Raw genomic sequence first — 13852 nt, 5'->3', positions numbered from 1 at the left:
ATAGAGTAAAAATCACTGAAATTATAAGATCATACGGTGGTTTTTATTCTTCTTTCTTACGAGTGAGTGGGAAGTGGTCAAAGTGAATACCAATCAAGCCTGATTTTATAAATTGGCGAATATTTTGATGATCATTATTCTGTGGGTGTTGAAATACATCATTACGATAAAAAGTACCAAAACAAGCTAACGTTTCCATTTTTGATAACTGATGTAGTTGCGAAAATGCAAATATTTTACATGATCCTTCGTTAGTGCCCGCAAGATTAATAATCGTGTTATGCGCGATACCGTTAGTAAAACGGGTGGGCTGATAGTGATAACAGTTATTAATAATGGTAATAATATCGTTAAATTTAATATTATTTGGGGTGTGTTTAATTTGTTTAATCATTGTATCCATAATATTCCTTGTCAGATATAGAAATAAGGCTAGCAAAATGAATGCTAGCCTATAGAAAAATACTTAATTAGCGGTGTTTATTCGCTAATGTCTTTAATTCATAATCAAGTTCGTCAGGATAAATAACCAGACCTTCTTGTTCAGGAATAGGGAATACAACGAGTGCTAGTTCGTCATCTTCTAAACCATGAGTCCAACGGCTATGCCATTTATTTAATGAAATAGCTTCAGCTTTACATGTTTCCCATTCACCTGTTGCCCATGCCTCTGCAAATTCTTTATTAGGCCAAACAGGAACGCAATCTTCATCGTCAGTATTGAGCATAACACACCCATGCTCATCGATAAGAATCCATATTTCACGGTTAGCAACCACTTCTTTTACTAAGTGTTTGTAGCGCTTTTCAGCGTCAAAACTCTGAATTGTTTCAATCATCGTGGCATCTAATGGAGTAGACATACTGTAGTCCTATTTTTTACGTATTGTTATTTTAGGCAAGGATAAAACAAAAGTAAGGTAACGTCTTGTGTTATCCATGATTTTTTCTGTGCTGAGATGATTTTAGTTTATAAAAAAAATGTCTAAATAATTGTATTTTAATGAATGCTTAAGTGTACAAAAAAAGAGTAAACGATAAAAATTTATTTATTTATTTTTAAAAAAGACAAATAAATAATATGATTTTTTTTGCTCTATATTTTTTTAATATAATGAAATATAACAAATATATGAGAAGTTATATTATTAATTATTTTAAAATAGTATATTTTTATGGTAATTCTTAATATTTATACAATGCAAAATAGGCAGATGTTACCTATATTTTTTAATATAAATCGAACATGGCTATTTTCTTAAAAGGTGACTCTAATGGTAGCTATAAATGATAAAAAGAAGAGTAATGGACGTCTTGTTGCCATTGGGTGTACTTATGAACCTTGGATTGCACTATTAGAACAAGCCGGTTGGAAAACACATTGTTGCTATGATTTACGAACGGTGGATGCAATTCTAGAAGAATATAGCCCATGTGTCTGCATTGTTGATTTAAGTAATAATGATTTTAGTTTAAATAGTATTTCCCAACGAGCAAATAAAACCAAGCATGTTAAATGGATCGCTATTATTAAAAAAGAACAATTGAAAATTGATTCTATTTGTCAATTTATAAATAATTTTTGTGTTGATTTCTTTTCTACGCCGATACCATCAAATCAATTATTAGATACCGCTGGTCATCAATTAGGAATGTTGGAAATTGAATCGACATCTTCAGTTGATGCCAATCATCAATGTGAAATTGGATTATATGGGGAATCTAAATCGATAAAGCATTTGAGAGATATGGTGAAACGCGTTTCGATGACGGATGTTAACGTTTTAGTGAGTGGCGAACACGGTGTTGGAAAAGAACTTATTGCTAAGACAATTCATAATCTTAGTAAACGTCGAAGTGATGATATGACTATTATTAATTGCTCTTCATTAGCTGAAGACGATCAGCGTGCAAGTTTTTTAGATCCCTCTCAAGATACAAATGATAATAATATTATCAAAAATGGCACCGTATTATTAAATAGTGTAGAAGAGCTATCTAAGCCATTACAGTTAAAGCTACTTAATTATTTACAACAACCAGAAAATGAAAAATTAAATGATCAAGAATATTTTGATGTGCGTGTTATTGCATCATCAAGTGTCGATTTAGAGCAAGCGGTAAAAAAAGAAACATTTAATAAAGAGCTTTATTATCGATTAAATGTATTTCATGTTGCAGTGCCTACGTTAAGAGAACGTGGAGCAGATATAATTTTATTAGCAGAATATTATTTACAACAATTTTCTAAAGAGTATAGCTCGCGAGTGATGCATTATAGTGAAGATGCAAAGCAATTATTACTGCGATATAACTGGCCAGGTAATGTTCGTGAACTTATTAATCAAGTAAAACGAGTTTCACTATTAAATGACTGTAATGAAGTTAGTCTTGATCATTTTGATTTACCCCAAAAAAGTAGTAATAAACAAAGTTTACGAACGATAAAAGATGAAGCTGAAAAAGGTGTTTTAGTGACAATGCTTGAAACACATAAAGGGCAAGTTGCGTCGGCTGCGAAAGATCTTGGTGTGTCACGTGCAACTATGTATCGTCTCCTTAATAAACATAATATTATCCCTGATGTACGTTATTATAATGGTGGTTATGTTGCTGAGTAATTAAATGTTTTTTGTCAGATCAATCGACAGTGTAAACAATAACGGGCAGTGATCGCTGAGTGTAAATTGTGAAAGTTGTTGTTTATCATATTTAATTTGATGTTGGCTGAGAGCATTGATATTTGTTGTAGCAAAAAGGTGATCAATTAGTTTTTTATAGGTGCGATAGCGGGGAATTGTAGTTGTTAGTTTAACTGTGCAATTAGCATTAATAGACGATGATAATTGATTTATCATCGTTGGATTATCTGTGATTTTGTTGACGAAAGATTGTTTATCAATAATCCGGTGATTAAAATCACCTACAATAATAAAAGATCGTGATTTTTGGTGCTGAGTATTAATCCACTGTTTAACTAAGGTTAGTTGTTGGGCTAATGTTTTACAGGCTTTACTTTTATGTTTTGATAGCTGTTTAGCCGTAAAACAACCTGATTTAAGATGTAAATTGAGTAATAGAATAGGTTGTTTATTCATTGTGACTTTAATAACACTTCCATAACGCAATTTATTTCTAAATGGCATTGTTATACCCGTAGCTATGGCTGGTGAGCTCAATTGTGATAAATCAGCAATATCATCGACAATAATATTTCGTCTAATGGCAAATCCAGTATATTGATTGTTTTTTGTGAAGCTATCTTGAGTATTATGAATACGATCTGAAAGATAGATTTTATATTGCTGTTTATTAATGACACGATATAAAGCCTCTGCACTATCAACTTCCTGGAAAGCAAGAATATCAGGTGAATAAGTCGTAAATAGTTGCTGTAAAATATGATAATCAGCTGTAGATCGTGCAATTGGCGATGCGGGCTTTGTTGATAACCATTGCATATTCCAACTCATCAAAGTAAAAGGCTGTGCGTAGCTATTCCTCACAGTTAATGATACGAATAGTAGAATCCAAGTAAAAAAAGAGGGCATAGTTAGTCTTGTTATTAGTATTAGCTTAATACTGACTGTGCCTTATATTCACTGAAAAATGGACTATTTATAATTTATTAATGTGATCATGTTGTCATCGTTATAGTTGAGTGTAATTGTGTCATTACGTTTTTCATTTTTATGCGCTACAGTATTGATTTCGGCCTAATTCTTTAGCGTTATAGAGGTGGCTATCTGCATTATTAATTAATTGATTTGGTCGTTGATTAGTTTGCCATGTAGCGATACCTTGGCTGACTGTAACAGAATGACTAATATCAGAAGCTGAATGATTAATGGCAAGTATTGCTAAATTTTGTTGAATACGTTTAGCGACACGACATGCTCCATGAATATCAGTATTGGGCAATAATACAACAAACTCCTCACCACCATAACGAGACACTGTGTCGTTACTTCTTAATAAGCTATTCTTAATTGTTACCGCAACAGATTTCAAACAGATATCGCCTTTAACATGCCCGTTTGTATCATTAAAAAGTTTAAAATAATCAATATCAATTAAAATAATTGAGAGAGGGGTATTGTGATGCTTAGCATTAATAATTTGTTTATCAATAGCAAAATCAAAAAAACGACGATTATTAATTTGTGTTAATTGATCGGTAAAAGATAATTGCGCCAATTCACTAAGTAAGCGCTTATTATCATGTTCTTGAGTAATTCGTGTCGTAAACCATTTAAAGAGTAGTTGTCGGCCTGATTCAATAATAATGAGGGTAATCGCAAGTTTTGTAAATGAAAAGAGTAAGTTGAATCGAGGATCTTCAATGCTGTACCAAGTAGTAAAAATAAGGATTGGCAGTATGGCAAGGTAGACGGCTATTCGATACGTATAAAAACTAAGTAGTATAACTAGAAATAAGAGGTTGCCTATAATTTCGACAATAACATAAGCATGACCTAAATTGTTGAGGTTAATAATAGTCCCCCCCCATGTTATTCCGAAGAGTAAAGCATAAATAGCAGCAATAATTTTATAATGTTGCAGTGTTTTGTTGTGTACAAAAAACAGCCAGCTTGATGCGAAAAGTAGCCCTTGAATGGCGAAATTTATTGTGGTTAGTAATAAATTACTATTTTTTGTATGTATAAAATCAACCCAAATAACAATGGTTATTAGCAGTAGTGTGATTAAAGAAATTTTAGATGCCCAAATGAAACCAATGCGTAGATTTTTATATACTGTGTTCTCAAGGCGTGTATCGAATGATGAAAAATCCATTGTGTTACATCCATAATTATTGTGGATCGAATAGTCTCAAGTATTGCGTGAAAGGCAAGTGTTTTTTTTTAAATTTTTGTCGAATGTGATAATAAATTTATTGACAATGAACTTTACAAATAAGCTTACATTCAAAATTTTGGGGCGGCTCATAATCATCGTTCACAAGACAAACTGCTCGTTATAAAAATTGATCTCGATCAATGTTTCTTTGCGCCAGATCGCGCTTAATACCCCACATCTTGTTGCTGAACACAAATAGAACACTATATTTTGTGGTTATGTGACACTGTAATTTTTTCTTAGATTAGGAGCCTGGTGTGAAGCCTGTAGTAATTAAGCGTGACGGTTGCCGTGTATCTTTTGATGTTTTACGCATTAAAGATGCCATTATTGGGGCAGCAAATTCTATCAGCGATTCTGAATCTCAGACTATGGATGCGGCTTACGCAGTATCTGTTGCTGAAGCCGTATTAGCACAATTTGTCGGTACTGATAATGTTGATATTCACGCTATTCAAGAAGCGGTAGAAACACAGCTTATGGCAGGTCCACACAAGGTTGTTGCCCGTGCTTATATCGAATATCGCCATGATCGAGACATCTCTCGCGAAAAGAAAAGCCGTCTAAATAATGAAATCCGTGGCCTAATTGAGCAAAGCAATGCTTCATTGTTAAATGAAAATGCAAATAAAGACAGTAAAGTGATTCCAACCCAACGTGATTTACTTGCGGGTATTGTCGCTAAGCATTATGCAACACAACATTTGTTACCTCGTGACATTGTTAAAGCACATGAAAATGGTGAAATTCACTACCATGATTTAGATTACTCACCGTTTTTCCCAATGTTTAACTGTATGCTAATTGATCTTGATGGCATGTTAACGCATGGCTTTAAGATGGGTAATGCTGAAATTGATACGCCTAGATCAATTTCTACGGCAACCGCGGTAACGGCTCAAATTATTGCTCAAGTTGCGAGCCATATTTATGGTGGTACAACGATTAACCGTATAGATGAAGTGTTAGCACCTTATGTTACGGTCAGTTATTCTAAGCATTTAGAAGTTGCAACAGAATGGGGTATTGCTGATCCTATTGCTTTTGCACAAGCGCGTATTGAAAAAGAATGTTATGACGCATTCCAATCATTAGAATATGAAGTAAACACATTACACACTGCAAACGGCCAAACTCCTTTTGTAACATTCGGCTTTGGTTTAGGTACATCGTGGGAATCGCGTTTAATTCAACAATCTATTCTTAAAAACCGTATTGCAGGTTTAGGCAAAAATCATAAAACAGCGGTATTCCCTAAGCTTGTTTTTGCGATTAAAGATGGCTTGAACCTTAAACAAGATGATGCTAACTACGACATTAAGCAGCTTGCGTTAGAATGTGCATCTAAACGTATGTACCCTGATATTCTAAACTATGACAAGTTAGTTGAAGTAACGGGTTCGTTTAAAACACCAATGGGTTGTCGTAGCTTCCTTGCTCCTTATGAAGAAAATGGTAAAATTATTCATGAAGGTCGAAATAACCTTGGTGTAGTAAGTATCAACTTGCCACGTATTGCGTTAGAAGCGAAAGGTGATGAAGCCCGTTTCTTTGAGATTTTAGATGAGCGTTTAGCATTATCTCGCCGTGCGTTAGATACACGTATTACACGTTTAAATGGTGTGAAAGCACGTGTGGCTCCTATCCTTTATATGGAAGGCGCGTGTGGCGTACGCTTAAAAGAAGATGATGATGTATCTGAAATCTTCAAAAATGGTCGTGCATCGATTTCATTAGGATACATTGGTATTCATGAAACAGTAAATGCGTTATATGGCAATGAGACTCACGTTTATGACAGTGAAATCTTACGTGAAAAAGCGGTTGCTATTGTTCAACGTTTACGTGATGCGACAGATGCATGGAAAGAAGAGTCAGGTTATGGCTTTAGTCTTTACAGCACACCAAGTGAAAATTTATGTAGCCGTTTCTGTGCTATTGATACTAAAGAATTTGGCGTTGTTGCTGGTGTAACAGATCGTGGTTTCTATACCAATAGCTTCCATTTGGATGTTGAGAAAAAAGTTAATCCATACGATAAAATTGACTTTGAGATGGCATACCCTGATATCGCGAATGGTGGCTTTATTTGTTACGGTGAATACCCAAATATTCAGCATAACCTTGAAGCATTAGAAAACGTGTGGGATTACAGTTACACCCGCGTTCCTTATTACGGGACTAACACACCGATTGATGAGTGTTATGACTGTGGCTTTACTGGTGAGTTCGACTGTACTAGTAAAGGCTTTACGTGTCCTAAATGTGGTAACCATGAGCCTTCTCGTGTTTCTGTGACTCGCCGTGTATGTGGTTATTTAGGCAGCCCAGATGCACGTCCGTTTAACTTCGGTAAACAAGAAGAAGTTAAGCGTCGCGTTAAGCATATGTAATTATTGGGGGAATACAGTTATGAATAAGTTTAAAAAGTTAATTCTAGTTCTTTCTGTTTTTGTTCCAATGCTTTCATCAAATTCTTTCAATGTTGAAAATTCTTTTAATATTGATATGAATATTATTGGTCCTATGATCTTGATAAATTCAACTATCAATATCATTTAATATAATGGAGCACTATAGGTGCTCCGTTTTTTTGATATAAGTTATTAGATATGAATTACCATAATTACTACCCTGTAGATATCGTTAATGGCCCAGGCACGCGTGTAAGCTTATTTGTTGCTGGTTGTGTTCATCAGTGTAAAGGCTGTTATAACCAAAGCACATGGCGTTTAGATGCGGGTCATCCGTTTACGCAAGAGATGGAAGATAAGCTCATTAACGATCTTAACGATACGCGAATTAAACGTCGTGGCTTGTCTTTATCTGGTGGTGATCCATTACATCCTCAAAATGTAGCAGCCGTTTTGAAATTGGTGAAGCGAGTACGTCAAGAATGTGCAGGTAAAGATATCTGGCTATGGAGCGGGTATTTATTATCAGAACTTACTGTTGAACAGCAGCAGGTCGCTGACATCATTGATGTGATGATTGATGGTAAATATGAACAAGAACAACGAAATCCTTCTTTGGTATGGAAAGGCAGTGAAAATCAAATTATTCATTATTTAAATCTTGATAACTAGAAACAGCTAATAAATTTTCCAATAATTGTACTTTAAATGTCATTTTTTGATTTATTTTTGTTGCAATAATATGATTTTATGTTTTCTCAATGAACTTATCCACTGTTTCTGTGTATAACTATGGGAAAACATATTGAATAGTGGTGGGATTTTGATCAAGGCTAAATGAAGCTAAAAATCAACCTCGAATATTTTTTATTTTTGATGGTTGAACCTTGATTTTGAGATGAAAATTATTGGCTCCTGATCAAAAAAGCATTATATTTAACTTATTGAATATAATGCTTTTAAAGCAGAAAATATAATGCCAATGTTTACAAGGATGTCGCAGTTATCCGTTAATAAGTATCTTGTCGCAGTCTCAAACGTTTTTTTAATGGCGTTACCATTGGTATTGATATCAACCTTTTGTGAGTTGATAGCGTTATTTTGTGATTATTTTGATTTTAGTGATTTTGGACAAACGGTTCATTATGTCGGCCAAACGACAAGAGTCATGATCCCTATATTGGTTAACTTTTACCTTGCTACTTATTTGTCAGCAGTAAAACGTATACCAAAAGGTATTGTGATTGCTACGTCATTAACTGTATTTTTTATTATTTCTTATCAATGGGATTTAATCTCACCGTTAATTCCTCTTCCTAATAGTTTTCCAATGTCATTACTGACAGCGTATATTTCTTGTGAAGTTATTGCTAAATTAAGAAAAATAAGACTATTTAAAGGGAAAACGGATCAGTCATTTATCGATATATCGATGAGTATGTTGGCGGGATCAATTGTTACTATATCAATAGCGTTATCTATAAGTTTTTTCTTTCGTAAAATATTTGAACAATTATCATCGTTAATTCCTTGGTCGTTTATTCCACGTTTAGATCCAACATCATTTATCGATGGCTTAATTTATGAAGTGTTACGGGGTTTATTTTGGGCAATAGGTATTAATGGCCATCATATATTACATTCCTATAAAACTGATCTTTATAATATTACTTTGGTAAATATTACTGAATGGCATAATTTTGGTATTAATTTAAATATTTTAAGTACTAATTTCTATGATTTTTTCACAGGTATTGGTGGTAGCGGAAACATGCTGAGTTTGGTTCTCTGTATGTTGTTCTTTGCAAAGAGTAAAGGGTATAAGTTATTAGCTAAGACGGCATTAATATTGTGTTTATTTAATGTTAACGAGCCTATTTTATACGGTATTCCTGTTATTTTTAATCCGATTATGATTATTCCTTTCTTATTAGTGCCGAGCGTAAGTTTTATTATAGCCTATGGCGCTATGTATGTAGGTCTGGTTCCCCCTTTAAGTGAGGTTCATAGTTGGTTAATGCCACCGTTTTTAAGTGGTTATATGGCGACAGGTGGTGCAATCTCTGGTGCTGTTTTGCAACTATTATTAGTGTTAATTGGTATTGTTATTTATTTACCATTTTTTAAGTTGATGGATAAGCGTAGTTTAGGCATTGGAGTTTCAGATATATTTTCAAATCGTTTATTTACCAGTGATGAAATTGAATCTAAAACACGATTAACTAGTTTTATTCCATCGTTACATAATAATCTTCGTGCTCAGAAGAAAATTGAAAAATTGCAGGGTGATGGTGAATTTATTCTTTATTATCAACCTCAGGTTGATATTGAAAATAATTGTATTGTTGGTTGTGAAGCTTTAATTCGTTTTAGGAATCATCAAGGGGAAATATTACCACCAACATTTATTTCTGATTTTAATCAATTAGGGTTAATGCCTGAATTAGATTTGTGGGTATTGGATAATGCAATAAAAGCCGCTGAAAAATTCATTATTATTAATCCTAAGTTCAAAATATCAATTAACATATCCCCCGACACGATTTTGTTAAAAAATTTCGCTAGCATTGTAATAGAACGGATTAATAATAGTTCGTTGTCTTTTCATCATGTAGAGTTAGAGTTTACAGAAGAGTTATTGATTTTAGATGAAGATAAAGTTGCTAAAATAATGACAGAATTACAAACGTTAGGTATTTCTATCGCTTTAGATGATTTTGGAACAGGGTATTCATCATTAGCATATTTATCACGATTTGAGTTTGATAAAGTTAAGATCGATCGCTCATTAGTATTAAATATTGATAGTCAACGCGGAAAAGAATTATTTAAAATCGCAGTGCAATTAGGGAAAATAACGCAAGCGGATATTATTGTCGAAGGCGTGGAAAAACAACAAGAGCTAGATTTTATTGCCTCACTCGGTGTGCGTTATATTCAAGGTTTTTATTTTTATAAGCCTATGGCTGAAAATGAATTATTTCAGCGTGGCCTATTAAAGTCGAAACAGTGTGAAGTTGCTGATAATTAAGGCGCTATAAAGTAAATCGTTATCGTAAAGACGGTTCTACTTCCATCTTGAGCGCTTATACGGTAAATTCGCTCTCCTTTTGTGCTCTATTGGGGACGTTATGTCACGTACTATTGTTTATACCTACAAAGAAGAAGAAAAGCAGCTAATTTTCTCTTTTGATATACACCGTAACATTCATGAAGCGGTAGCGGCTGCTGAAGGTATTGATTTAACGGCCTTTTTAAAGATGGAACAACAGGTTGAAGCAGTATCAACGTGTAGTAAAGCGGGACGAGAATACCGTGATAGTTATTTCCGTAAGTTAGGCTTTGGTAAAATAGCACTTGCGAAGAAAGAAAACCGCGGTGTCGGTGAAAAATAAAATATTCATAAAAAGCTGACGTTAAGTCAGCTTTTTTATTGTTGCCTTATTCATATCCAATAACGTTAATTCAATTCATTATATTTTTTAGCAGAGCCATAACATTTACTTATCGGGTATTTTTCCGCATTTTGTTGTATCTTTTCTTGGCAAGCCTGCATGACATTAATATCACACTTATCCGCTAATCGAAGTAAATACATCATCACATCAGCAATCTCTTCACTGGCATGTTGTTTCTTTTCTGGTGATAACTGTTGGCTTTGTTCTGGTGTTAGCCATTGGAATATCTCTAGTAATTCACCGACTTCACCGCTTAAGGCCATAGCAAGGTTCTTAGGGGTATGAAATTGATCCCAGTTACGCTGATGTGCAAATTCTGCTAATGCCTGTTGGAGTTGTTTAATTTCATTTGACGGGGTTTCAACAGATATTGTTGTGGTTAGCATGGTATTCCCTAAAGAATTGAAGGAAAGAAAGACTAGCCTAACGATGGCGGAATAATATGATCGAAAGGCTATTTATTGGTTAATGACTTATAAGTATATTTTTTTTGCGACGAAACATAGCGGGCAGTGCTTCAATTGTACAGAAGATTAAACCTAACCAAATCAGACCAAAACTAATGGCTTTAGTTTGATCAAAGATTTCGCCAAATAAAAATACGGCCAGTAAAAACTGTAAGCTCGGCTCAATATATTGCATTAAACCCACCATCGTAAGACTGGTACGATTGAGTGCTAAAGCAAAGAATATCAATGGTGCAACAGTCACTGGTGCGGCCCCTGCATAAAGTAAAAAGGTGGTGGTGCCAGAAGTTAGCGCAACACTATCACCACTGAAATAAAGCCATATCATATAAATGAGAGCAAAAGGAGTAAGGATGGCAGCTTCAATTGTTACAGAGGTGAGTGCATCATATTTAATATATTTTTTAGTTAAGCCATAGATAGCAAAAAAACTACCCATAATTAATGATAGCCATGGCAATTGCCCGTATTGCCATACCTGATATCCAATGCCTAAAATAGCAAGGATAACAGCAATAACCTGTGCCTTAGTGAGTCTTTCTTTTAGGAAAAACATGGCTAATGCGATTGCAAATAATGGGTTGATAAAATAGCCTAAACTTGCGGCTAATACTTCGCCATGAGTGATTGCCCATGTAAATGCATACCAAGAAACGCTCATTATAACGCCAGCAAAACCACACATTGCCAATGATTTTTTATCAGCAAGAATATTTTTGATTGCGGGAATAGGTTGTCGAAGTAATACCATGACAATTAACATCACAGGTACAGAGAAAATAAGCCTTAATGCAAGTAATTCATTAGTATTAGCTTGAGGCAAGTATTGGTAATAGAGCGGTAATACTCCCCAAAGAATGAATGAAAATGCCGCTAGTATATTACCTGCACGACGTGATTGCATGTTAACACCTAAGAATAAAAAGTAGTTGTTGCCTCAATATCATTGCAATATTGAGAAGCGATAGTGATGAATGATCAAAATGGCGCTCAGGCCTAAGATACCATCCTGGTGTAAAGTGATAACATTCGTTGACATTTTGTCACTGAATTTTTATAAGTCAACATATGCAGTGAAGAAAAATATTGATCAATACTGTTAATTTCTTCTAAATACTATATAAGAACAATGACTAAATAATAATGCTGCAAAGGTGTTTTTTTGATAAAATATCTAGGTAGGATAAAGGTTGATATATTTAACCGATAAAGCCATATTATGGCACTTTAATTGAGAGAAAATAATGACTAAATTAACTGCAGATATCCAAGCAAATAAAGCTTTGTTCGTAACAGAAACACAAGCAACCAACGTTGTTTGGAGCCTTCGTAACGAAGAGGGTGATTGGTTATCTGTTGCCTCTTCTGAATTTGAAGACTCTGAAGTGATGCCATTTTGGTCAAATGAAGCAGATGCTAAAGTGCAATGTGCTGATGAATGGTCTGAGTTCCAACCAAGTGAATTACCATTAGATATTTTTCTTGAAGATTGGATGATCACGCTAGTAGAAGACGGTGTTTTAGTTGGTTTAAACTGGAATGAATCACTTGAAGGTGCTGAATTAGAACCTTCAGATGTGGCTAAACTTTACCTATAATTGTTTTATATATTATAAAATACTGACCCTGTGATTAATAATGAATTTTTTTCTTATTTTCATGGGGTTTTTTATGTTCTTGATAATAAATATAATTACAGGATAGTGTAAATTATTTCTAACCATTATTAATGGTAAATATAATAATTTCGCATTTAGTCTTAAAATATCTAGATTAATAAAAAATGACGTTTCATTATATTTATTTCTTCTACTATATTATTTCTAGCTTGCACGATAGTGTGAGCTTTTTTGTTTCTCCTTTGAGAATATAAGTCATTTAGTCATTTAGTCATATGTTGTTTTAGTTATATTCTTGAATAGTATAATTCTTCATGTATGATCAGAAGGATATAGATAATAATATATAGAACAATTGAATCAATGCCACAGTTATTAGTTACTGCTTACGTTAATATGATGAATGTAGCTATAATATTTAGTTAATTGTATTGAATATATTTATCGCCACTGAATGATTGCAGGATAAATTGTGAAGAATGGATTAATGACAAAAAAAGCGATATTAATTTTATTAGCTTTATTATCAATGGCAGGATGTTCATCACCGCCAGCAGACGCTACTAATACCGTAAATACTGTAAAAGCGCTAATATCCACACCTAAGCATAATGTTGCACAAACATTACCCATCCATAAGAATATATTTGATGGGGTTTACCATAATTGGAAAGGTACACCATATCGTTATGGTGGTTCGTCTAAAAAAGGCATAGATTGTTCGGCGTTTGTTCAGGTCGGGTATTCTAGTGTTTATCAAAAATTACTACCTCGAACAACCTTAGAATTAGTTAAAAAAGGTAAACAAGTTAAACGGAATAATGCTAAAGAAGGAGACTTAGTCTTTTTTAGGACCGGACGTAATTCACGTCATGTAGGGATTTATTTAGGTAATTTAAAGTTCTTACACGCATCACAATCTAAAGGCGTTATTATATCTCGATTAGATAATCCATATTGGAAACGCCATTTTTGGCAAATACGCCGCTTAGATAAATACTAAAAAGAACCCAGCTATCTATCACATATTCTCG

General features: G+C 33.9%; 13 protein-coding genes. 7 read left to right on the top strand and 6 right to left on the bottom strand.

The features are described from left to right. Nucleotides 1-43: 43 nt before the first annotated feature. Together GLP24_RS10435 and GLP24_RS10430 are read right to left on the bottom strand one after the other, a co-directional pair. Nucleotides 44-403: a HopJ type III effector protein gene (locus GLP24_RS10435; RefSeq protein WP_221942882.1), complete on the bottom strand. Its 360-nt coding sequence runs from the start codon at nt 401-403 to the stop codon at nt 44-46. A 67-nt stretch (nt 404-470) separates the two neighbouring features. Continuing rightward, on the bottom strand, nt 471-863 hold the full coding sequence (locus tag GLP24_RS10430) for a DUF2750 domain-containing protein (RefSeq protein ID WP_101767965.1): 393 nt from the start codon (nt 861-863) through the stop codon (nt 471-473). 411 nt (nt 864-1274) lie between these two features. Here GLP24_RS10430 and GLP24_RS10425 point away from each other — a divergent pair, with 411 nt between their 5' ends. Continuing rightward, nucleotides 1275-2621 carry a sigma-54-dependent transcriptional regulator gene (locus GLP24_RS10425; RefSeq protein WP_101767966.1) on the top strand — a complete coding sequence of 449 codons (1347 nt, stop codon included), beginning with the start codon at nt 1275-1277 and terminating at the stop codon, nt 2619-2621. On the opposite strand, the gene GLP24_RS10420 is transcribed toward GLP24_RS10425, so the two are convergent. Together GLP24_RS10420 and GLP24_RS10415 are read right to left on the bottom strand one after the other, a co-directional pair. Then, a complete protein-coding gene (locus tag GLP24_RS10420; RefSeq protein WP_232615971.1) occupies nt 2622-3461 on the bottom strand; it encodes an endonuclease/exonuclease/phosphatase family protein in 840 nt (279 codons plus the stop codon). 229 nt (nt 3462-3690) lie between these two features. After that, nucleotides 3691-4797, bottom strand: coding sequence for a GGDEF domain-containing protein (locus GLP24_RS10415; RefSeq protein ID WP_101767968.1), 1107 nt, complete (start codon nt 4795-4797; stop codon nt 3691-3693). A 320-nt stretch (nt 4798-5117) separates the two neighbouring features. Here GLP24_RS10415 and nrdD point away from each other — a divergent pair, with 320 nt between their 5' ends. The 4 genes from nrdD (at nt 5118) to GLP24_RS10395 (ending at nt 10669) form a co-directional block, all read left to right on the top strand. After that, nucleotides 5118-7253 (top strand): anaerobic ribonucleoside-triphosphate reductase, encoded by a 2136-nt coding sequence (gene nrdD / locus GLP24_RS10410; protein ID WP_101767969.1) that lies wholly within the window; start codon nt 5118-5120, stop codon nt 7251-7253. A 219-nt stretch (nt 7254-7472) separates the two neighbouring features. After that, nucleotides 7473-7946, top strand: coding sequence for an anaerobic ribonucleoside-triphosphate reductase-activating protein (nrdG, locus tag GLP24_RS10405; protein ID WP_101767970.1), 474 nt, complete (start codon nt 7473-7475; stop codon nt 7944-7946). A gap of 304 nt (nt 7947-8250) precedes the next feature. Further along, nucleotides 8251-10305 (top strand): EAL domain-containing protein, encoded by a 2055-nt coding sequence (locus GLP24_RS10400; RefSeq protein ID WP_232615970.1) that lies wholly within the window; start codon nt 8251-8253, stop codon nt 10303-10305. Between the two features lie 100 nt (nt 10306-10405). Then, entirely contained in the window at nt 10406-10669 is a 264-nt protein-coding gene (locus GLP24_RS10395; RefSeq protein WP_045028813.1) for a DUF2960 family protein, read from the top strand. Between the two features lie 65 nt (nt 10670-10734). Here GLP24_RS10395 and GLP24_RS10390 read toward each other — a convergent pair whose 3' ends face one another. Both GLP24_RS10390 and rarD read right to left on the bottom strand, forming a co-directional pair. Further along, nucleotides 10735-11118, bottom strand: coding sequence for a nucleotide pyrophosphohydrolase (locus GLP24_RS10390; protein ID WP_232615969.1), 384 nt, complete (start codon nt 11116-11118; stop codon nt 10735-10737). A gap of 79 nt (nt 11119-11197) precedes the next feature. Next, nucleotides 11198-12103, bottom strand: coding sequence for an EamA family transporter RarD (gene rarD, locus GLP24_RS10385; RefSeq protein WP_101767973.1), 906 nt, complete (start codon nt 12101-12103; stop codon nt 11198-11200). A 340-nt stretch (nt 12104-12443) separates the two neighbouring features. Between rarD and GLP24_RS10380 the strand changes: the two genes are divergently transcribed. Together GLP24_RS10380 and GLP24_RS10375 are read left to right on the top strand one after the other, a co-directional pair. Beyond that, nucleotides 12444-12797, top strand: coding sequence for a DUF2750 domain-containing protein (locus GLP24_RS10380; RefSeq protein WP_101767974.1), 354 nt, complete (start codon nt 12444-12446; stop codon nt 12795-12797). 508 nt (nt 12798-13305) lie between these two features. Beyond that, nucleotides 13306-13821 (top strand): NlpC/P60 family protein, encoded by a 516-nt coding sequence (locus GLP24_RS10375; RefSeq protein WP_232615968.1) that lies wholly within the window; start codon nt 13306-13308, stop codon nt 13819-13821. Nucleotides 13822-13852: the final 31 nt, after the last annotated feature.

Origin of the sequence: Photobacterium carnosum (assembly GCF_021236965.1) — a bacterium.
In the GTDB taxonomy this organism is placed as follows: domain Bacteria; phylum Pseudomonadota; class Gammaproteobacteria; order Enterobacterales; family Vibrionaceae; genus Photobacterium; species Photobacterium carnosum.
The sequence above is the reverse complement of the archived record's forward strand: the minus strand, read 5'-3'. Positions and strand labels throughout refer to the sequence as shown.